At 60.7% G+C, this 18,230-nt stretch carries 19 protein-coding genes; 14 read left to right on the forward strand and 5 right to left on the reverse strand.

Annotated elements, in window-relative coordinates; translation table 11 throughout:
• Positions 1-61: 61 nt before the first annotated feature.
• The 9 genes from EI983_RS00865 (at position 62) to EI983_RS00905 (ending at position 9,596) form a co-directional block, all read left to right on the forward strand.
• Complete coding sequence (locus EI983_RS00865) at positions 62-1,009, forward strand: ABC transporter permease (RefSeq protein WP_157705391.1); 948 nt, start codon at positions 62-64, stop codon at positions 1,007-1,009.
• Positions 1,006-1,821, forward strand: coding sequence for an ABC transporter permease (locus EI983_RS00870; RefSeq protein WP_157705393.1), 816 nt, complete (start codon positions 1,006-1,008; stop codon positions 1,819-1,821). The genes EI983_RS00865 and EI983_RS00870 overlap by 4 nt, the downstream gene beginning before the upstream one ends.
• Positions 1,818-3,404, forward strand: coding sequence for an ABC transporter ATP-binding protein (locus tag EI983_RS00875; RefSeq protein ID WP_157705395.1), 1,587 nt, complete (start codon positions 1,818-1,820; stop codon positions 3,402-3,404). Before EI983_RS00870 ends, EI983_RS00875 begins: the two co-directional genes overlap by 4 nt.
• Before the next feature lie 75 nt (positions 3,405-3,479).
• Complete coding sequence (locus EI983_RS00880; protein WP_157705397.1) at positions 3,480-4,262, forward strand: hypothetical protein; 783 nt, start codon at positions 3,480-3,482, stop codon at positions 4,260-4,262.
• A complete protein-coding gene (locus EI983_RS00885) occupies positions 4,262-5,425 on the forward strand; it encodes a winged helix-turn-helix domain-containing protein (RefSeq protein ID WP_157705399.1) in 1,164 nt (387 codons plus the stop codon). Before EI983_RS00880 ends, EI983_RS00885 begins: the two co-directional genes overlap by 1 nt.
• A 123-nt stretch (positions 5,426-5,548) precedes the next feature.
• On the forward strand, positions 5,549-6,289 hold the full coding sequence (locus EI983_RS00890) for an SDR family oxidoreductase (protein WP_157705401.1): 741 nt from the start codon (positions 5,549-5,551) through the stop codon (positions 6,287-6,289).
• A gap of 150 nt (positions 6,290-6,439) precedes the next feature.
• Positions 6,440-7,498, forward strand: coding sequence for a GDP-mannose 4,6-dehydratase (gmd, locus tag EI983_RS00895; RefSeq protein ID WP_198389354.1), 1,059 nt, complete (start codon positions 6,440-6,442; stop codon positions 7,496-7,498).
• On the forward strand, positions 7,495-8,415 hold the full coding sequence (locus EI983_RS00900; protein WP_157705404.1) for a GDP-L-fucose synthase family protein: 921 nt from the start codon (positions 7,495-7,497) through the stop codon (positions 8,413-8,415). The genes gmd and EI983_RS00900 overlap by 4 nt, the downstream gene beginning before the upstream one ends.
• Positions 8,412-9,596, forward strand: coding sequence for a DegT/DnrJ/EryC1/StrS family aminotransferase (locus EI983_RS00905; RefSeq protein ID WP_157705406.1), 1,185 nt, complete (start codon positions 8,412-8,414; stop codon positions 9,594-9,596). Before EI983_RS00900 ends, EI983_RS00905 begins: the two co-directional genes overlap by 4 nt.
• Positions 9,597-9,653: 57 nt before the next feature.
• Here the strand turns inward: EI983_RS00905 and EI983_RS00910 are convergent, their stop codons facing one another.
• The 3 genes from EI983_RS00910 to EI983_RS00920 all read right to left on the reverse strand — a co-directional run bounded on the left by EI983_RS00910 (position 9,654) and on the right by EI983_RS00920 (position 12,540).
• On the reverse strand, positions 9,654-10,613 hold the full coding sequence (locus EI983_RS00910) for a KpsF/GutQ family sugar-phosphate isomerase (RefSeq protein WP_157705408.1): 960 nt from the start codon (positions 10,611-10,613) through the stop codon (positions 9,654-9,656).
• A gap of 46 nt (positions 10,614-10,659) precedes the next feature.
• The gene (gene trhO, locus EI983_RS00915; protein WP_157705410.1) at positions 10,660-11,565 is read right to left on the reverse strand and encodes an oxygen-dependent tRNA uridine(34) hydroxylase TrhO; all 906 of its coding nucleotides are present in this window, start codon (positions 11,563-11,565) and stop codon (positions 10,660-10,662) included.
• An 81-nt stretch (positions 11,566-11,646) separates the two neighbouring features.
• A complete protein-coding gene (locus EI983_RS00920; RefSeq protein ID WP_157705412.1) occupies positions 11,647-12,540 on the reverse strand; it encodes a M8 family metallopeptidase in 894 nt (297 codons plus the stop codon).
• 280 nt (positions 12,541-12,820) lie between these two features.
• Here EI983_RS00920 and pncA point away from each other — a divergent pair, with 280 nt between their 5' ends.
• The 3 genes from pncA to pncB all read left to right on the forward strand — a co-directional run bounded on the left by pncA (position 12,821) and on the right by pncB (position 15,629).
• Complete coding sequence (gene pncA, locus EI983_RS00925) at positions 12,821-13,417, forward strand: bifunctional nicotinamidase/pyrazinamidase (RefSeq protein ID WP_157705414.1); 597 nt, start codon at positions 12,821-12,823, stop codon at positions 13,415-13,417.
• 38 nt (positions 13,418-13,455) lie between these two features.
• Positions 13,456-14,265 carry a M90 family metallopeptidase gene (locus tag EI983_RS00930; RefSeq protein ID WP_157705418.1) on the forward strand — a complete coding sequence of 270 codons (810 nt, stop codon included), beginning with the start codon at positions 13,456-13,458 and terminating at the stop codon, positions 14,263-14,265.
• Between the two features lie 74 nt (positions 14,266-14,339).
• Entirely contained in the window at positions 14,340-15,629 is a 1,290-nt protein-coding gene (gene pncB, locus EI983_RS00935; RefSeq protein WP_157705421.1) for a nicotinate phosphoribosyltransferase, read from the forward strand.
• Between the two features lie 43 nt (positions 15,630-15,672).
• On the opposite strand, the gene EI983_RS00940 is transcribed toward pncB, so the two are convergent.
• Positions 15,673-15,999: an AzlD domain-containing protein gene (locus EI983_RS00940; protein ID WP_157705423.1), complete on the reverse strand. Its 327-nt coding sequence runs from the start codon at positions 15,997-15,999 to the stop codon at positions 15,673-15,675.
• Positions 15,996-16,712 carry an AzlC family ABC transporter permease gene (locus tag EI983_RS00945; RefSeq protein ID WP_157705424.1) on the reverse strand — a complete coding sequence of 239 codons (717 nt, stop codon included), beginning with the start codon at positions 16,710-16,712 and terminating at the stop codon, positions 15,996-15,998. The genes EI983_RS00940 and EI983_RS00945 overlap by 4 nt, the downstream gene beginning before the upstream one ends.
• A gap of 56 nt (positions 16,713-16,768) precedes the next feature.
• Between EI983_RS00945 and fdhD the strand changes: the two genes are divergently transcribed.
• Positions 16,769-17,659: a formate dehydrogenase accessory sulfurtransferase FdhD gene (gene fdhD / locus EI983_RS00950; protein ID WP_157705425.1), complete on the forward strand. Its 891-nt coding sequence runs from the start codon at positions 16,769-16,771 to the stop codon at positions 17,657-17,659.
• Positions 17,656-18,219: a hypothetical protein gene (locus EI983_RS00955; protein WP_157705426.1), complete on the forward strand. Its 564-nt coding sequence runs from the start codon at positions 17,656-17,658 to the stop codon at positions 18,217-18,219. The genes fdhD and EI983_RS00955 overlap by 4 nt, the downstream gene beginning before the upstream one ends.
• Positions 18,220-18,230: the final 11 nt, after the last annotated feature.

Genomic DNA, 18,230 nt, shown 5'->3' on the forward strand with positions numbered 1-18,230 from the left:
CGGGTTGGGCCGGGGCCATTGTCGACAGTATGTTACAAACGGCAAAAGAGCGGGGGCGCTGATGCTGCGATACGTGGCGCGGCGACTGGTATCGCTGGGACTGTCATTGCTGGTGGCGTCGGCGGTGATCTTTTTTACGCTCGAGATCGTGCCAGGGGATCCCGCAGGATTCATGCTGGGGATGAACGCGCAGGAAGATACGCTCAACGCGCTGCGCGAAGAGCTTGGACTGAACCAGGGCCCTGTCGCGCGTTATCTGGGCTGGCTCGGTGGGATGATGCAGGGGGATTTTGGCATCTCCTATACCTATCGGACCCCGGTGGCGGAGATGATTGCCGATCGGCTCTGGATCAGCCTGCCTCTGGCGATCTATGCGCTTAGCCTCACGGTACTGATTGCGTTCCCGGCCGGAATCTGGGCCGCCTCCCGGCGGGGGCGGCCCGCAGATGTGATCGTGATGGGAGTTACACAGCTGGGCGTGGCGGTTCCGAATTTCTGGTTTGCCATGCTGATGGTACTTGTCTTTGCCATCACCCTGCGCTGGTTCGGAGCGGGTGGTTTTGCCGGTTGGGAAGAGGGGCTCTTGCCCGGGCTGAAGAGCCTCACCCTGCCCGCCATCGCATTGGCGCTGCCGCAAGCGAGCATTCTGACACGGGTCATGCGCTCGGCACTTCTGGATACGTTGGGCGAGGATTACATCCGCACCGCCCGGGCCAAGGGGCTGAGCCGGGGGCAGGCGCTGCGGCGGCACGCGCTGCGCAATGCGATGATCCCGGTGCTGACCATCATCGGATTGCAGTTTTCCTTCCTGATGGCGGGCGCGATCATTATCGAGAATGTCTTTTTCCTGCCGGGTCTGGGGCAGCTTGTCTTCAAGGCGATCAGTGCGCGCGATCTCATCGTGGTGGAATCGGTCGTGATGTTGCTTGTCTTCGCGGTGATCGTAGTGAACTTCACCGTCGATATAGCCTATGCCTGGGTCGATCCCAGGCTGAGGGGGCGCCGATGAGAGCAAACCTCATCTTCGGCGTTGTCTTGACAGCACTCTTTACCGGGGCGGCATTGCTGTCGTTTCTTTGGGTCCCCTACGACATCGAGACGATGGACATTGCCGGAAAGTTCAAGCCTCCGTCACTCGCGCACCCGCTTGGTACGGATCATTTCGGCCGTGATATTCTCAGCATGATCATGGTTGGTGCGCGCACGTCTATCGCGGTGGCGCTTGTCGCGGTGGGGATAGGGATGGGGCTGGGGGTGCCGCTCGGGCTTGCAGCGGCGGCCAACCGCGGCGGCTGGCTCGACGAGATTATAATGCGCGGTAACGACCTGATCTTTGCCTTTCCGAGCCTGCTGATCGCGATCATGATCACCGCCGTGTTCGGTGCGAGCGCTCTCAATGCGATCATTGCCATCGGCATCTTCAACATTCCTGTCTTTGCCCGGCTGGTGCGGGGGGCTGCTCTGAGTCTGTGGACGAGAGACTTTGTCCTGGCTGCGCGGGTTTCGGGAAAGGGTGCTGCGCGTATTTCATTCGAGCACATTCTGCCCAATGTAACGAACCTGCTTATCGTTCAGGGTACGATCCAGTTTTCCCTTGGTATCCTGGCCGAAGCCGGCCTGAGCTATGTCGGACTTGGGGCGCAGCCGCCAATCCCGAGCTGGGGCCGGATGCTGGCGGATAGTCAGACGATGATCTCCTTCGCACCACATCTGGCCTTGTTTCCGGGTTTGGCGATCTTGCTGACTGTGTTGGGGCTCAACCTTATGGGTGACGGCCTGCGTGACCGGCTCGACCCGAAGCTGAGGCGGCAGGCGCGATGAGCTTGCTGGAAATCTCCGGGCTCAGCATGAGCATTCACGGTCTGCCCGTCCTGCGCGATGTAAGCCTTTCGGTGCAGCCGGGTCAGATCACCGGCGTGATTGGCGAAAGCGGCTCCGGCAAGTCGATGACGGCGCTCAGCGTGATGCAGCTATTGCCTGAAGGCGCGCGGGCCTCGGGGCGGATCAGACTTGGCGGGCGTGAGATTCTTGAGCTGAGCGAGCGGCAGATGTGTGCGCTGCGCGGCGCGGAAATCGGAATGGTGTTTCAGGAACCGATGACGGCGCTGAACCCGTTGCATCCGATCGGCCGCCAGGTGGCCGAGACGATCCTGATCCACCAGAAGGTCAGCCGCACTGAAGCGATGGCCCGCGCCGCAGAAGCGCTGGAGCGGGTAGAGCTGCCTCAGAACCGATTCCCGCTGGGGCGGTTTCCGCATGAGCTGTCGGGCGGGCAACGTCAGCGCGTGGGCATCGCGATGGCGATTGCTTTGAAGCCCCGGCTTCTGATCGCTGACGAGCCGACCACCGCACTTGACGTGACCACGCAGGCCGAGGTGCTGCGTCTGATCAGGCGGCTGGTGGCTGAGGATGAGATGGGATGCCTGCTGATCAGTCATGACCTGGGTGTGGTGGCGGACATGGCCGATGAGATTGTGATCATGCGGCATGGTCAGGTGCTGGAAACCGGACGGTTTGGCGGGCTCACGCACCCATATTCGCAGGCGCTTCTGGAGGCGTCGGACCATAGGCCCGACCGCGAAGGAAACCCGGGCGAGGCACCGCTCCTGCGGGTCCGCGATGTGGTGCGTGAATACACGACGCCGCGCAAGGGCTGGACGGGCAAACCGGGGACGTTCCGGGCCGTTGACGGGGTCAGCTTTGACATTCGCGAAGGGGAAAACCTGGGTCTTGTCGGAGAAAGCGGGTGTGGAAAGTCGACGCTGACGCGCGCCATTCTGGGCCTTGATGCGCTGCAGGGCGGCTCAATCGAGATGCTTGGCGAGCGCGTCATCGCGGGCCAGAAGGTAAGCCGGGCCACACGGGCACAGATGCAGGTCGTGTTTCAGGACCCCTATGGCAGCTTCAACCCGCGCCACAAGGTCGGGCGCCTGGTTGCAGAGCCGTTTCATCTGGCAGCGGACCCTCCCAAAGGAGCCGAGAGACAGGCGGCTGTTGCAGAGGCGTTGGAGAGCGTGGGGCTGACCGCGGCGGATGCCGAAAAGTACATACATGAGTTTTCAGGGGGACAGCGGCAACGCATCGCCATTGCGCGGGCACTTCTCATCCGGCCCAGGCTGATCATTCTTGATGAGGCGGTCTCGGCGCTGGATGTGCAAGTCCGCGCTCAGATCCTCGACCTGCTGGCCGGGTTGAGCGACCGGTTTGGCCTGACCTATCTTTTCATCAGCCATGATCTGAGCGTTGTGCGCAACGTGACGGACCGGGTGATGGTAATGCAGGCCGGTAAGATCGTGGAACAGGGCACGACAGAAGATGTCTTTGCCAACCCTCGCCATGAGTATACCCGCGCGCTGATCGATGCTGTGCCCAGCTTGCCGCATAGGGCGATCACGGGTTTTTAGGTTGCGGCCAGAAGTGGAGTAAACCATTGTGTTCGGGATGCAGCGACCAGGAAATTGCGGGACAGGAGACCTCCTTTGTATCTGAAAGCTCTGTTCACCTGTCTGACCCTGATCATGGCCACCTTGAGCGGTGCGAGCCTGGCGCAACAGTCGCCGCCGACGCGGACGGAACTGATTGAATTCATCGGTCAGATTCCCGAGCTGAAAGGAACGCGCGAGGCGATGGCGCAACTGGGGTACAAAAGCCCGCAGTTGGATCTTGTGGTGGATCACGAGCAGCGGTTGTGGAACGACAAGGTGATCGCCGGCTATGTCGCCGACCGGCTGATCGGACTGTACAATGGTAACCTTCCTAATGGCTGGGCCCCTGAGGGGTTGATCGCACCACTTTTCGATTCCGGCTACACAAATCTGTCTCGCAGCGACAAGATTTTCTACTTCAAGGTGCAATCGGCAATCTTGAATGCCATGTCCGTCAATGAATGCGGCCTGATCATTAAGGGGCGTATGTCAGAAAGACGGCTGGAGCGCACCATTAGCCGTGCCGAAGCCCGGTTGAGCGCCGATACGTTAAAGCGATATTATCAGCTGCAGCGGACGGCCATCCGTACTGGCGTAAGCAAGGCGCCCAAGACACTCAGCCCGGCGGACAGTGCCCGCATTCAGGAGAAACTGAACGCGGCCGTACGTAGCCGTATTGAGAGCGATCCGAACTTGAAAGGTGTGGCGGCCGCCATGGAAAATATGAACCGCGCATCGACGACCAACGCCTGTCAGACAGGGCTGCTGTACTATGATACGGCCCTCAGCATGAAGGGGCGGGATCTGGATCATGTGCTGCTGTATATGAACGAGTAGTGGCACGGCTGAAGATCGCCAATCGCGACGCGCGACGGCTCTGGCTCTGGACCAATGGCCTGTCCGCGACGCCCGTTGGCAAGCTCGATGTCATGGCGATCATCCGGCAGCTTGGATTTGTTCAGATCGACACGATCCGCAATGTCACCCGGGCGCATAATCACATCCTGTGGACCCGCAATCAGAATTATCGCGAAGGCATGCTCTGGCCGCTGTTGAAAAAGCGGGAGCTGTTCGAACATTTCACACATGATGCGTCGCTCATCCCGATGGAAACATTGCCCATCTGGCAACGCCAGTTTCGCAGGCTCGGGGAAAAAGCGGCGCGGGGGGCGTGGTATCAATCGGGGTTGGATAGCGGCGAGATTGGCAACATACGCAAGCGTATTGAACTGGAAGGCGCGCTGTCGACCCATGCGTTTGAGACCAAAGCGGAAAGCCGCGAAATGTGGGCCCGTCCACCGCATAAGAAGGCACTGGATCAGATGTGGTATGCGGGGGAGTTGGCCACCTGCTACCGCGAAGCCTTCGTAAAGTTTTACAACCTCGGAGAACGGGTTTTTCCCGCCCACCTTCGGGAGGGGCCAGAGGATGTTGAACAGATAGATATGCTTTGTGATCAAGCGCTTGACCGAATTTCAATGGGTACTTGCGGCGAGGTGCAGCGCTATTGGGAGGCGATGAGCGCGGTAGAGGCTCGGGGCTGGTTGCACCGCAGGCAGTTGGTTCCGGTCGACGTGCAAGGCGCCAACGGGCGCTGGCAAGAGGCCTGGGGCGCGCCGGATATCGAAACGCGGCTCAATGAGGCACCCTCGCCAACCATACGCCTGCGTATCTTAAATCCGTTTGATCCCGCCATACGGGACCGTATGCGATTGCAGCGCCTGTTTGGCTTCGAGTATCGCAACGAGATGTTCGTCCCCGCGGAAAAGCGGCGCTGGGGATACTACGTGTATCCGCTTCTGGAGGGAGACCGGTTTGTCGGCCGATGCGAGATCAAGGCGGACCGGGCGGAAGGATGGATGCGTGTCACCGGCTTCTGGCCCGAACCCGGCGTGAAATGGAAACCGATCAGGCTCGACAGGTTCGAGGCCGAGCTGACTCGTCTCGCCCGGTTCATCGGGGTTCAAGACGTGGACTGGGATGTTCCAAGGCCCTGTTAGGACTGGCCTGTGGCCTCAAGCGAACGGCGTGCCCGACCCGAAAAGGCGCAGGTGCGCATGACTGGCGCTTGAGAGGCAAAAGCGATAGGCCAGAGGATGAAGAGAGGCAAGGGAGGCGCGGTTATGCGGCTGAAAGGGAAGACGGCGGTAATTACCGGAGCGGCAAGCGGCTTCGGAGCGGGAATCGCCCGGAAATTCGTCGCCGAAGGGGCCCGCGTAATGATCGCGGACCTCAATGCCACCGGAGCGACGGCTATGGCGGCTGAACTTGGTGCAGAGGCCTGTGCGGTCGATGTGTCCGAGGCAGCCAGCGTACAAGACATGCATGACACAGCAGTGGCGGCGTTCGGGACACCGGATATCATTGTGAACAATGCAGGGATCACCCATCTGCCACAGCCGCTTGAAGAAGTGAACGAAACGGATTTTGACAGAGTTCTGGCCGTGAACTGCAAATCGGTCTACCTGACCGCGCGTGCCTTTGTGCCCGGGATGAAGGCGCGCGGGACAGGGACGATCCTGAATGTGGCATCGACCGCCGGAGTGAGTCCGCGGCCGAGGCTGAACTGGTACAATGCCAGCAAGGGGTGGATGATCACCGCGACCAAGGCCATGGCTGTTGAGCTTGCACCGCTCGGCATCCGGGTGAATGCCCTGAACCCGGTGGCGGGCGAGACCCCGCTTCTGGCCAGCTTCATGGGTGAAGATACCCCCGAGATGCGCGCCAAGTTTCTTAGCACCATCCCCTTGGGCCGGTTTTCGACGCCTGAAGATATGGGAAATGCAGCCGCTTTCCTGTGCTCGGACGAGGCCAGCATGATTACGGGTGTCTGTATGGAAGTGGATGGTGGGCGCTGTATTTGACCCGCCGGGAAAGGTCGCTGTGCGGGTCTGCCTCCGGCGGGAGTATTTTGGCCAAGAAGAAGAGGGGAAGGCTTCTGGCGCTGCCGGGGGTCTGTTCAAAGCGGGCCAATGGCGCTAATCGGGAATAACATCAGCTAGAGGGCGCGGATCTTGAAAAAAGCACTGATTACCGGCGTAACCGGACAGGACGGGGCGTATCTGTCGGAGTTTCTTCTGGGCAAGGGCTACGAGGTGCATGGCATCAAGCGGCGCACCTCGCTGTTCAACACCGCGCGGATCGACCATCTGTTCGAAGGCGAGCCGGGGCGCACAGGGCAGTTCCAGCTGCATCATGGGGACATGACAGACAGCTCGTCGCTTACGCATATCCTGCAGAAGGTACGGCCTGACGAGGTGTATAACCTTGCGGCGCAGAGCCACGTCGCGGTCAGTTTTGAAGAGCCGGAATATACCGCCAATTCCGATGCGATGGGAGCGCTTCGCCTTCTGGAGGCGATCCGGTTCCTGGGCATGGGAGAGACGACGCGCTTCTATCAGGCGTCCACCTCGGAGCTTTACGGGCTGGTGCAGGAAACTCCGCAGAAAGAGACAACGCCCTTCTATCCGCGTTCGCCCTATGCGGTGGCCAAGCTTTATGCCTACTGGATCACGGTGAATTATCGCGAGGCCTATGGCATGTACGCCTGTAACGGCATTCTCTTCAACCATGAGAGCCCCATCCGCGGAGAAACCTTTGTGACCCGCAAGATCACGCGGGCGCTGGCACGGATCAAGCTTGGCATGCAGGACGAGTTGCTTCTGGGCAATATGGATGCGCGGCGCGACTGGGGCCATGCACGTGACTATGTGCAGATGATGTGGCTCATGCTCCAGCAGGAGACGCCCGAGGATTATGTGATTGCCACGGGGCAACAATATTCGGTGCGGGAGTTTGTGTCGCGCGCTGCAGAGAAGCTCGACATGCACCTTACGTTTGAAGGGGCAGGCGTCGAGGAAGTGGCGCGGGATCAGGATGGTCGCGTCGTGGTGCGGGTTGATCCGCAATATTTCCGTCCGGCCGAGGTAGAGACCTTGCTGGGGGATGCCTCAAAGGCGCGGCAGCAGTTGGGCTGGGAGCCTGAGACGAGTTTCGAGGCGTTGGTGGATGAGATGGTAACATCCGACCTCGCCGAAGCCGAAGCCCAGTTGCGGGCTCAGGCGCATTCATGAAGGTTTTTCTGACTGGCGGGCGTGGTATGGTCGGCCGCGCGGTGCAGGATGATCCTGCGGCTGCGGGGCATGAGATCATCGCACCATCGTCAGTCGAGCTTGACCTGACCGATCGCGCTGCGGTCATCGCCTCCGTGGCCGAGGCTAAGCCCGATCTGGTGATCCATGCCGCCGGGCGGGTTGGCGGCATTCAGGCCAATATGGCCAACAAGGCCGGGTTTCTGACCGACAATATGGATATGGGGCTGAACATCGTGCTGGCCGCGAAAGCGGCGGGTGTGCCGCGCCTGCTCAACCTTGGCAGCAGTTGCATGTATCCGCATGATGCGCCCAACCCACTGGCCGAGGAGAGCCTTGGCAAGGGCGAGCTGGAGCCGACGAACGAAGGGTATGGACTGGCCAAGCTCGCGGTGGCGCGGCTCTGCGCCTTTGTCTCGGATGAAAATGAGGCGCTCAGCTACAAGACCCTGATGCCCTGTAACCTCTACGGGCTGCATGACAAGTTCGACCCGGCGCGGTCGCATCTGGTGCCTGCGATCATCCGGAAGGTGCATGAGGCGAAGCTGAGTGGTGCGGCAAGTGTCGAGATCTGGGGTGACGGGACCGCGCGGCGGGAATTCATGTTCGCCGGCGACCTGGCTGACGCGATCTGGACAGCGGCGGCCCGGTTCGATGAGCTTCCGGGTTTCATGAATGTCGGGCTTGGGGAAGACCGTTCAATCAACGACTATTACGCCGAAGCCGCCCGCGTGATCGGCTGGGAGGGCACGTTTACTCATGACCTCACCAAGCCAACGGGCATGAAACAGAAGCTGGTTTCGGTCGACCGTGCCAAGTCGTTTGGCTGGTGTGCCCGGACGTCATTAGCGGACGGGCTGGCGCTGACATACGAGCATTTCAAGGAGCATCACGCATGAGCGAGATCACCTTTCCTCTGGCGACGACAAGCTGGGACGAGCGCGAATATGCCGCCATCGACCGGGTGATCAAATCCGGCATGTTCTCGATGGGGGCCGAGGTGCGCACCTTCGAAGAACAGTTTGCCGCTGCGATGGGATCTGCCTATGCGGTGATGGTCAATTCCGGTTCGTCGGCAAACCTGCTGATGATCGCGGCGCTGCGCTATCACTCGACGCATAATCTGCCCGAGGGGGCCGAAGTCATCGTCCCGGCGGTCAGTTGGTCGACGACGTATTATCCGTTGCACCAGTACGGCCTGGTGCAGAAATTCGTCGATATCGATCCTGAGACGCTGAACTATGACCTGGATGCGCTGGAGGCGGCGATCGGACCCGAGACACGCGCGATCATGGTGGTGAACCTGCTTGGCAATCCCAATGACTTCGACCGGATCAAGGCAATCGTCGGTGACCGCGATATTCTTGTGTTTGAGGACAATTGCGAGTCGCTTGGCGCCACCTACAAGGGCCGTCAGGCCGGCACGTACGGGATCGCGGGCACCTATAGCTCGTTCTTCTCTCATCATATTGCCACGATGGAAGGCGGTCTTGTCGTCACCGACGATGAAGAGCTTTACCACATCATGCTGAGCGTGCGGTCGCATGGCTGGACCCGGCATTTGCCCAAGGTGAACCACGTAACAGGCACCAAGAGCGACGATCCGTTCGAGGAGAGTTTTAAATTCGTGCTGCCGGGCTACAACCTGCGTCCGCTTGAGATGAGCGGGGCCATCGGTCAGGAACAGATCGCCAAGCTGCCGATGATCGTGCGCGAAAGGCGTGCGAATGCGGAGCGGTTCCGGGCGCTGATGCAGTCCTATCCGGAGTTACGCATTCAGCGGGAGATCGGCGAGAGCAGCTGGTTCGGATTTGCGATGGTGGTGCAGCCCGAGGCCGGGTTTGAGCGTGCCGCGCTGATCGCGTCGCTGACCCAGCATGGTGTGGAGTGCCGCCCCATCGTGGCCGGAAACTTCGCCAAGAATGAGGTGGTGACACGCCATATGCCCCACCGCATTCATGGGGAGCTGCGCCATGCGGATGATATCGACCGCAACGGGCTCTTTATCGGCAACCACCACTACCCGCTCGACACCCAATGGAATGCGTTGCGCGCGGCATTGGATGCGGTGAGAGTATAGCGCCCCCGGCAGGAGTTTTTCGCCAAGAAGAAGCGCGCGCCTCTTTCTTCTCTGCTTTCAGGCTACGCCCGCCCTCAGGATGTCATGGATATGCACGAGGCCTTGCAGCGTGCCGTCCGCATCCACGGCGAAGAGCGCGCTGATCTTGTTGGTGTTCATTACGCCAAGCGCCTCGGAGAGCAGAGCATCAGGCAGGATCGTGCGGGGGTTCGAGGTGGCCACCTCGCCCGCGTTGTGGCTCATCAGATCCGCCATGTTGCGACGCAGGTCGCCATCGGTGATCACACCGATGAGTTTGCCGTTCTCGATCAGCGCGGCCACGCCAAAGCCCTTGGCTGTCATTTCCAGCAACGTGTCGCTCATCGGGGTCTGGGCATGGACAACCGGCAGTTCGTTACCGGTGTGCATCACGGCCGAAACGGTCAGAAGCTGCGCGCCGAGCGTGCCCCCGGGATGAAAAGCCAGGAAGTTTTCCTTTTCAAATCCGCGCAGACGCATGAGCGCAACAGCCAGCGCATCGCCCAAAGCGGCCGTGCATGTGGTGGAGGTGGTGGGCGCCATGCCGATCCCGCAGGCCTCGGGCGCATCTGGCAGCGGCAGGACATGATCCGCCTGACGGCCCAGCGTGCCGTCCGGTTTCTTGGTGATGCCAATGAGCGGGATGGCGAAGCGCTTGGCATGGGCGATGATATCCGCAAGCTCTTTGGTTTCGCCGGAGTTGGAGATCAGGATCAGCGCATCCTGCGAGGTGATCATGCCAAGATCGCCGTGGCTCGCCTCACCCGGGTGCACATATTGCGCAGGTGTTCCGGTGCTGGCCATGGTGGCGGCGATCTTGGCGGCGATATGGCCGGACTTGCCCATGCCCGAGAGGATGACGCGGCCCTTTACACCCAGCAACAGATTAACGCAGTCATCGAAGGTGGCGGGCAAGCCTTCGCGCAGCTGGACAAGCGCCTCGGCTTCGACGGTCAGTACATCGCGGGCGATGTCGGAGGGGGAAGGGGCGGTGCGCATGGCTGGCCTCGCGTGGTTTGCTGAAGGAGATAGCCTGACTGGCGGCTCAGAGGAAGTTCATATGGTTTTCGCCGCGCGCTTCGGAAAGGGCGATTTGTTTTTGTCTCTCGCGGAAACGGGCCTTGTCGTCTTCGGAGGTCTCGCTGATGCATTGATGACAGGAGACGCCATGCTCATATTCGGGCCGGTCCATATCGGCAGGAAGGATCGGCCGACGGCACGCATAGCAAAGCTTGTGCGGGCCTTCCTTGAGCCCGTGCGAGACAGAGACACGCCCATCAAACACAAAGCAGTCGCCCTGCCAGGTGCTTTCCTCCTCCGGCACCTCTTCGAGATATTTAAGTATCCCGCCCTTGAGGTGATAAACGTCCTCCATGCCCTGACCCAGCAGGTAGTTGGTGGATTTCTCGCACCGGATCCCACCAGTGCAGAACATCGCGATGCGTTTGTTGTGAAAGCGCTCCTTATTGGCCTCCCACCACGCTGGAAAGTCGCGGAAACTATCGGTCTTGGGGTCAATCGCCCCCTCGAATGTGCCTATCGCTACTTCGTAATCATTACGGGTGTCGATCACTGCCACATCCGGGCTGCGGATAAGTTCGTTCCACTCAGCCGGCTCCACATAATGCCCGACACGTGCGCGCGGATCCACATCGGGCTGGCCCATAGTGACAATCTCGCGCTTCAGCCGCACTTTGAGGCGGCGGAAGGGTTGTTCCGCAGAGGTGCTTTCCTTGTGTTCCAGATTGGCGCAGCCGGGCAGGGCGCGAATATGACTTAGCACCGCGTCGATACCAGAGCGCGGCCCAGCAATGGTGCCGTTGATGCCTTCGTGCGCCAGCAGGAGCGAGCCGGAGATATGATTCTCTTCACAGATCGCCAGAAGGGGGCCCTGAATTGCAGCCGGGTCCTCAAAGCGCGTGAAGTGATAAAGGGCAGCGATGGTAAACATGGCCCAAGCCTCTAAGGCTTTGGCGCGGTCCCGGCAAGAGGTCGCGGCACGTCCTTAGCGCCGCGCCGCGACCTGCTTTTGTCAGGCAAAGGCGAAATCTTCGGCAGTGTAATTCGCAATCAGATCAATCGACAGCGCAAGTTCCGCGCCGACCTGATCGTCAATCGCATACCCAAGGTCCGCCATGGCATCGAGCGTCATCTGCGACAGGTAATTGCCAAGCGGGTTGAAGACGGTTGTCATCAACTCATCGCCATAGGCTGCTTCCTGCCAATGGCCAAGCGACCCTTCGGTTTCCACCAGGGGGGCGGTGCCTTCGGGGCTGAGCGCGCCGCCTGTATAGGTTTTCAGCGTCTCGCCATCATTGGGATTGCGGGTTTCAAGATTGGGAACAAATACCGGATCGGACAGCCAGTCGCGAACACCGGGCACCTCCCAGAGCGTGCCAAAGCCCATGACGTGCAGAATTTCATGAAGCGCCAGGTCGTCCAGCGTGTTCTGCGCCAGAAGGCTGCCAACATCATTGACATCGATAAAGATCTCGCCTGACACGGGCAGGCCATCCGGGCTGCTCCCATCGCTGGTACGTACGGCCGTGGGCCGCCCCTGACCAATCGTGCCGCCGATGCTGTCGATACTGGTCATGGTCACGTCAATCACCAGATCGTCGATGCCGTCATCGTCCGGCAGGCCCACGGTGATCAGCCTGGACAGGAAGTCGGCGGTGGCCGCAAAGGCATTCATCGCCTCGACGGTCCAGCCGTCGCCAAGGAAATTGAGCTGGATGTTGAAATGATCCGTCTCGCCATCCGGTGTGCCGCTGGTGTAGCTGCCGACTTGCGGAGCCGGGTCGCTGCCGCCATTGCCGCCGCCCGGTGTGCCGCTGGGCTTGCCACCGTTGCCGCCCTTGGCTGCCAGCCAATTGAATTCAAAGCTGTCGCTGGCACTCCAGCGTGTAGAATTTTCGGGTGTCATGAATGGATCCTTTGGCAGTTGAGGAATGAAAGAATGCAACTGGTGACCTTGCGTCAGCTTGGCTTCTGGATTGAGGCTGAAACATGGCAACAATCAGGCGTATCTGTGGCCAAGACACTGCTATGACCGCGCACGGTGCATAGTCTCATGATCTGCCGCCGGGCTGTTTCGAATATGGAAACTCAGGCCGGATGCAACGGCATAGGCCGCGCCGCAATCTAATAGAAATTGACGTGCAGTGCCGTAGTCCCTACCCCTTAACCTTAAAAGGAGGAGCCACATGACCCATGCCCTGATTGTCATCGACGTGCAAAATGATTTCTGCCCCGGCGGTGCGCTGGCCGTGGCGGAGGGGGATGAGATCGTCCCGGGCATCAATGCGCTGATGGATGATGTCGAAGCCGTCATTCTGACGCAGGACTGGCATCCGGCGGGGCATTCTTCATTCGCGTCCTCGCATGACGGCAAATCGCCTTTTGAGATGATCGAAATGCCTTACGGCTCACAGGTGCTGTGGCCCGATCATTGCGTGCAAGGCTCGTCCGGTGCCGCATTTCATGCCGGTCTGAACACTGATCGTGCCGATATGATTGTGCGCAAGGGCTATAATCCGGTCGTCGACAGCTATTCGGCATTCTTTGAGAATGACCACACAACGCCAACCGGTCTGCATGGGTATCTGCAAACACGCGGGATCGAGCAACTGACCATGGTCGGGCTGGCCACGGATTTTTGCGTGAACTTTTCGGCAGTGGATGCGGCAAAACTCGGATATGCGGTGACCGTCCGGCAGGATCTTTGCCGTGCGATTGACATGGATGGCTCGCTTGCTGCCGCGCAGTCCGGAATGCGTGCGGCGGGTGTCGTGTTAGCGTGATGTGTGGCTCGGCTCGGATCACCGCTGGGCGGGTTTGAATGCTGTACCTTGTTCTTGGGTCGGCCGCTCTGCTGGTGGGATGGGTTGTGTATGGCGCCTGGCGCAAGCGGCGAAAGCGCGCGGTTTTGCTCGCCTCTCCGCTGACGGAGGCCGAACGCGATGTGGTTGCCGCGCATGTGCCCCTGACGCTCAGGCTGCCCGCAGAGCTGCGCCCTGCGCTTGAGGGCAAGATCAGGCTCTTTCTTGATCAGGTAACGTTTCGGGGGTGTGGTGGCCTTCAGGTCAGTGACGAGATGCGTCTTTCGATCGCCGCGCAAGCCTGTCTTCTGGTGGCCAATTCCGGGCGTTGGTACGATCATCTGACCACCATTCTCATCTATCCCGGTGCCTTCAAATCACTTCAGCAGCGGCGACAAGGCTATGTCGTACAGGAGGCCGAGATCATCCGCAGCGGCGAGAGCTGGACGCGGGGGCCGGTGATCCTGTCCTGGGCGCATGCGGATCAGGGCGCGGCAAATCCTGATGACGGACACAACGTGGTGTTTCATGAATTTGCCCATCAGATCGACGACCTGTCGGGCCACACCGACGGTGCACCGCTGATGAGCAAGGGCCAGAGCGGCGATGCGTATGAACAGGCGATCGTGTCGGCATTCGAGCGGCATGTGGACGCAGTTGAACGTGGGCGCCGCCCCGTGCTCGACCCCTATGGCGCAGAGGGCTACGAGGAGTTTTTCGCGGTGGCGGTCGAGATGTTCTTTGAGCAACCACGACAGCTCAGGGAAGGAGAGCCCGAGGTGTATGAGCAGCTTGCATTGATCTTTGAACTTGATCCCGCGGCGTGGTGAAAGCGTTGCGCGCCCTTGCCGCCACCCGGGATTCTCGCATACCCTGAGCGCCGCAATAGACCCGGAGCCACCCCATGGACATCGCCACTCGCGTGCATAACCACAAGTGGAAGATCGACCCGATCGTGCGGTCTCTGATCGACACGGATTTTTACAAGCTGCTGATGTGTCAGTCGATTTTCCGCAACAAGCCGGATACGCAGGTGACGTTCAGCCTGATCAACCGCACCAAAAGCATCCGCCTTGCCGATCTGGTGGATGAGGGCGAGCTGCGCGAACAGCTGGACCATATCCGCTCCTTGTCGCTGTCGCGTGGCGAAAGCACCTGGCTGCGGGGGAACACGTTCTATGGCAAGCGGCAGATGTTCACGCCGGAATTCATGGAATGGTTCGAGGCTCTGCGCCTGCCGCCGTACCACCTTGAAAAACATGACGGTCAGTACGAGCTGACCTTTGAGGGCAACTGGCCCGAGGTCATGCTGTGGGAAATCCCGGCGCTGGCGGTGCTGATGGAACTGCGCTCGCGGGCGGTCTTGCACAACATGCGCCGGTTTGAGCTGCAGGTGCTCTATGCCCGCGCGATGACGAAAGTCTGGGAGAAGGTGGAACAGCTCAGGCCCATCAAGGGCCTGCGCATCGCTGATTTCGGCACGCGGCGACGGCATTCCTTCCTCTGGCAGGACTGGTGCGTGCAGGCCATGGGTGAGGGGCTGGGAGGGGCTTTTGCCGGAACGTCGAACTGCCTCATCGCGAAGAACCGCGACCTCGAAGCTATTGGAACCAACGCGCATGAGCTGCCCATGGTCTATGCCGCCCTGGCCGAGACGGACGAAGAACTGGCCCGCGCGCCCTATGACGTTCTGTCGGACTGGCATGAGGAGCATGAGGGGAACCTGCGGATCATCCTGCCCGATACATACGGCACCGAAGGGTTCCTGAAGAACGCGCCCGACTGGCTGGCCAACTGGACGGGCATCCGGATCGACAGCGGTGACCCGGCTGCCGGGGCAGAGACGGCGATAAGCTGGTGGAAGGAGCGCGGGGAGGACCCGCGCGAGAAACTGGTGATCTTCTCGGACGGGCTGAACGTGGACAAGATCATCGAACTGCACGCGCAGTTTTCCGGCCGGGTGAATGTGAGCTTCGGCTGGGGGACGCTCCTGACCAACGATTTCCGCGGGCTCACCCCGGATGACGCGCTGGCGCCGTTCTCACTTGTCTGCAAGGCCGTGGCGGCAAACGGACGGCCCACGGTGAAACTGTCGGACAATCCGCGCAAGGCGATGGGGCCTGCGAGCGAGATCGAGCGGTATAAGCGGGTGTTTGGGGTGGGGGCTCAGGAAGAGGTGGAGGTTGAGGTCTAAACCAATCACTTTTTTGCAAGTCAAAAAGGATTTGTTGCCGGACCTACCCCACCAACCCCAACCCTACATAGAAGCTCACCCCGCCTGCCAGGATCGACAGCAGCACGTTGCGCGTGAGATACCCCACCCCCACAGTCACGCAGGCGGCGGTCATCCGCACGGGGTCGAACTGGCCATCGGTGGCGGGGGGCCAGAGCACCAGAGGGGCCACCAAAGCAGGCAGCACCGCCACGCCGGTATAGCGCAAATGGCGCAGGAGCCAGGCGGGCAGCTCGCGGTCGGCGATGAGGCCGATGAACAAAAACCGCATCAGGTAGCTGCCGAGGCCCACAGCCACGATCACCAGCCAGAGCGTCGATGTCTCGATCATCGCCATGTCCCTGCCCTGATCATGCGCGTCTCCACATATGCTCCGGTAATCATGCCCAGGAACCCGGCGACGAGGATGCCCATGGAGAAGGGCAGGCCCGCAAAGATCAGCGAGGCGACGATGGCCACCCCTGCGGCGGCCACATGGGCGAAGGTGCGCAGCATCGGCATGATGATCGCGAGGAAGGTGATGGGGATGGCGAAGTCGAGCGCGAGGCTGTCGGGGATCGCCGTGCCCGCCCACGCGCCCAGCATAGTGCACCCGTACCAGAAGGGCACCACGGGGGCCGCGACGCCGAAGAAATAGGCGAGCTTGTGGGTCATGGTCCAATCCGGATTATCCTCGAATTTGACCACCGAGCAGGCATAGGTCTGATCGACGATGAAATAGGAGGCGATGGCGCGTTGCCAGAGAGGTGCGGAGCCCAGCAGCGGCGTCAGGGCGGCTGAATACATCGCCATGCGCAGGTTGACCGCCAGCGCCGTGGCAATCGCGATCAGCGTCGGCGCGCCTTCGGTCAGAAGCTGTAGTGCCGTGAACTGCGCGGCCCCCGCGAGCACGGCCATGGAAAAGGTCAGCGCCTCCAGCACGCTCAGCCCCGCCTCTGCCGCGACCACGCCGAAGAGGGTGGAAAACGGAATCAGCACGAGGATGAACGGTGCACCGTCGCCAAAGCCTTGCCAGAAGGCGGATTTCGGGGTTTGTCTTTGCACGGAGGGGCCATAGGTTAGCGGATGTGTCGCAGCGGGTTACTCCCTTGCCGAAGGAGATGCAATTGGCCACCGAAGACGACCTTAGCGGGTACCTCATTGCCCCTGATCCCACGGCGGCGCGCCTGACGCGGGCGGTCACCGGCGTTGATCATGACGGCCAGCAGACGGAAATATCGGTGGTCGAAGAGCGTCCGCTGACGATCTTCCTGAATGGGCAGGAGATTGTCACGGCAATGACCATCGGGGATTATCCAGAATATCTGGCGCTTGGGTTCCTGCGCAATCAGGGGATGCTCCGCGACGGCGAAACCGTCACCGGTGTGGACTATGACGAGGATCTGGAAACGGTCGTGGTGCGCACCGATGGGCAGACCACCTATGAGGAAAAGCTGAAGAAAAAGACGCGCACAAGCGGCTGTGCGGTGGGCACGGTCTTTGGCGACATGATGGAGGGCCTGGAAGAGGTACATCTGCCGCAGGTGCAGGTGAAAACCTCAGACCTCTATGCTTTGGCATCGCGCATCAACCGGACGCCCTCGCTGTACCTCGAAGCAGGCGCCATCCATGGCACCGTGCTGTGCCAGGGGGCGCAGCCGCTGGTCTATATGGAGGATGTGGGCCGACATAACGCGGTGGACAAGATCGCGGGCTGGATGCTGTCGGAGAAGGTGAGTGCAGCGGACAAGACGCTTTACACCACCGGCCGGCTGACCTCGGAAATGGTGATCAAGACAGCGCTCATGGGCATCCCGGTTCTGGCGTCACGTTCAGGGTTCACCGCGTGGGGGGTGGAGATCGCACGGGAAGTGGGGCTGACCCTGATCGGACGGATGCGCGGGCGTAGGTTTGTCTGCCTGAGCGGGGAAGAGCGGCTTTTGCGCGATGCGGACCCAGGCGCGGTGCCAGAGGAAGACCGAAAGCACCGGCGCAAAGGGGGTGCCGCGTGAGCGACCGGGAATGGAGCGCGCCGTATCAGCCAACACAGGGTGAGGTTCGGCAGGGGATGAAGCTGACCTCAAGAGCGATCTATTCGGGCCGCTGGCGGGTGGCCGCCTTTGCTTACTCTTTTGTGCGTGGTGCGGGGCTGGCGCTTGTGGCATATATGCTTGCCTATGCTCTGGCGGGGTGGCTTGGGCACCGCTTGGAAAGTCGATCTTGGCTCTTTTACACCTTGTTGGCCATGTTCTTCCTTGTGGTGTTCGGCTTGCAGGCGGCGATTTTTTGGCGCTCTGCCCGCGCTTATCTATTTGCACTGACCAAGGAAACGCCGCGGATCCGTCTCAGCGCGCGTGGTATTCGCCTCAGTAGTGACCTTAGTGAAAGCCTGACCGATTGGCGCGATATCTCGGACCTCATGACAGGCAAGGGCATTCTGGTGGCAGTGCAGGGCAATCAGGGCATTGTCATCCCCGAGCGCCTGTTTGCGTCGCAGGGCGGCGATACCGGCGGGTTGCGCGAGGCGTTGCAGGGCTGGTTTCGCGCGGCAAAGGCTGGGAAGCTGTCATGACCTCAGATCCC

Source organism: Roseovarius faecimaris (genome assembly GCF_009762325.1).
GTDB classification, from domain to species: Bacteria; Pseudomonadota; Alphaproteobacteria; order Rhodobacterales; family Rhodobacteraceae; genus Roseovarius; species Roseovarius faecimaris.

Bases quoted from the DNA above. Each gene is read 5' to 3' on its own strand.
- EI983_RS00865 (WP_157705391.1), top strand. From the start codon at position 62: ATGCTGCGATACGTGGCGCGGCGACTGGTATCGCTGGGACTGTCATTG.
- EI983_RS00870 (WP_157705393.1), top strand. From the start codon at position 1,006: ATGAGAGCAAACCTCATCTTCGGCGTTGTCTTGACAGCACTCTTTACC.
- EI983_RS00875 (WP_157705395.1), top strand. From the start codon at position 1,818: ATGAGCTTGCTGGAAATCTCCGGGCTCAGCATGAGCATTCACGGTCTG.
- EI983_RS00890 (WP_157705401.1), top strand. From the start codon at position 5,549: ATGCGGCTGAAAGGGAAGACGGCGGTAATTACCGGAGCGGCAAGCGGC.
- EI983_RS00900 (WP_157705404.1), top strand. From the start codon at position 7,495: ATGAAGGTTTTTCTGACTGGCGGGCGTGGTATGGTCGGCCGCGCGGTG.
- EI983_RS00905 (WP_157705406.1), top strand. From the start codon at position 8,412: ATGAGCGAGATCACCTTTCCTCTGGCGACGACAAGCTGGGACGAGCGC.
- EI983_RS00910 (WP_157705408.1), bottom strand. From the start codon at position 10,613: ATGCGCACCGCCCCTTCCCCCTCCGACATCGCCCGCGATGTACTGACC.
- trhO (WP_157705410.1), bottom strand. From the start codon at position 11,565: ATGTTTACCATCGCTGCCCTTTATCACTTCACGCGCTTTGAGGACCCG.
- EI983_RS00920 (WP_157705412.1), bottom strand. From the start codon at position 12,540: ATGACACCCGAAAATTCTACACGCTGGAGTGCCAGCGACAGCTTTGAA.
- pncA (WP_157705414.1), top strand. From the start codon at position 12,821: ATGACCCATGCCCTGATTGTCATCGACGTGCAAAATGATTTCTGCCCC.
- EI983_RS00930 (WP_157705418.1), top strand. From the start codon at position 13,456: ATGCTGTACCTTGTTCTTGGGTCGGCCGCTCTGCTGGTGGGATGGGTT.
- pncB (WP_157705421.1), top strand. From the start codon at position 14,340: ATGGACATCGCCACTCGCGTGCATAACCACAAGTGGAAGATCGACCCG.
- EI983_RS00940 (WP_157705423.1), bottom strand. From the start codon at position 15,999: ATGATCGAGACATCGACGCTCTGGCTGGTGATCGTGGCTGTGGGCCTC.
- fdhD (WP_157705425.1), top strand. From the start codon at position 16,769: ATGCAATTGGCCACCGAAGACGACCTTAGCGGGTACCTCATTGCCCCT.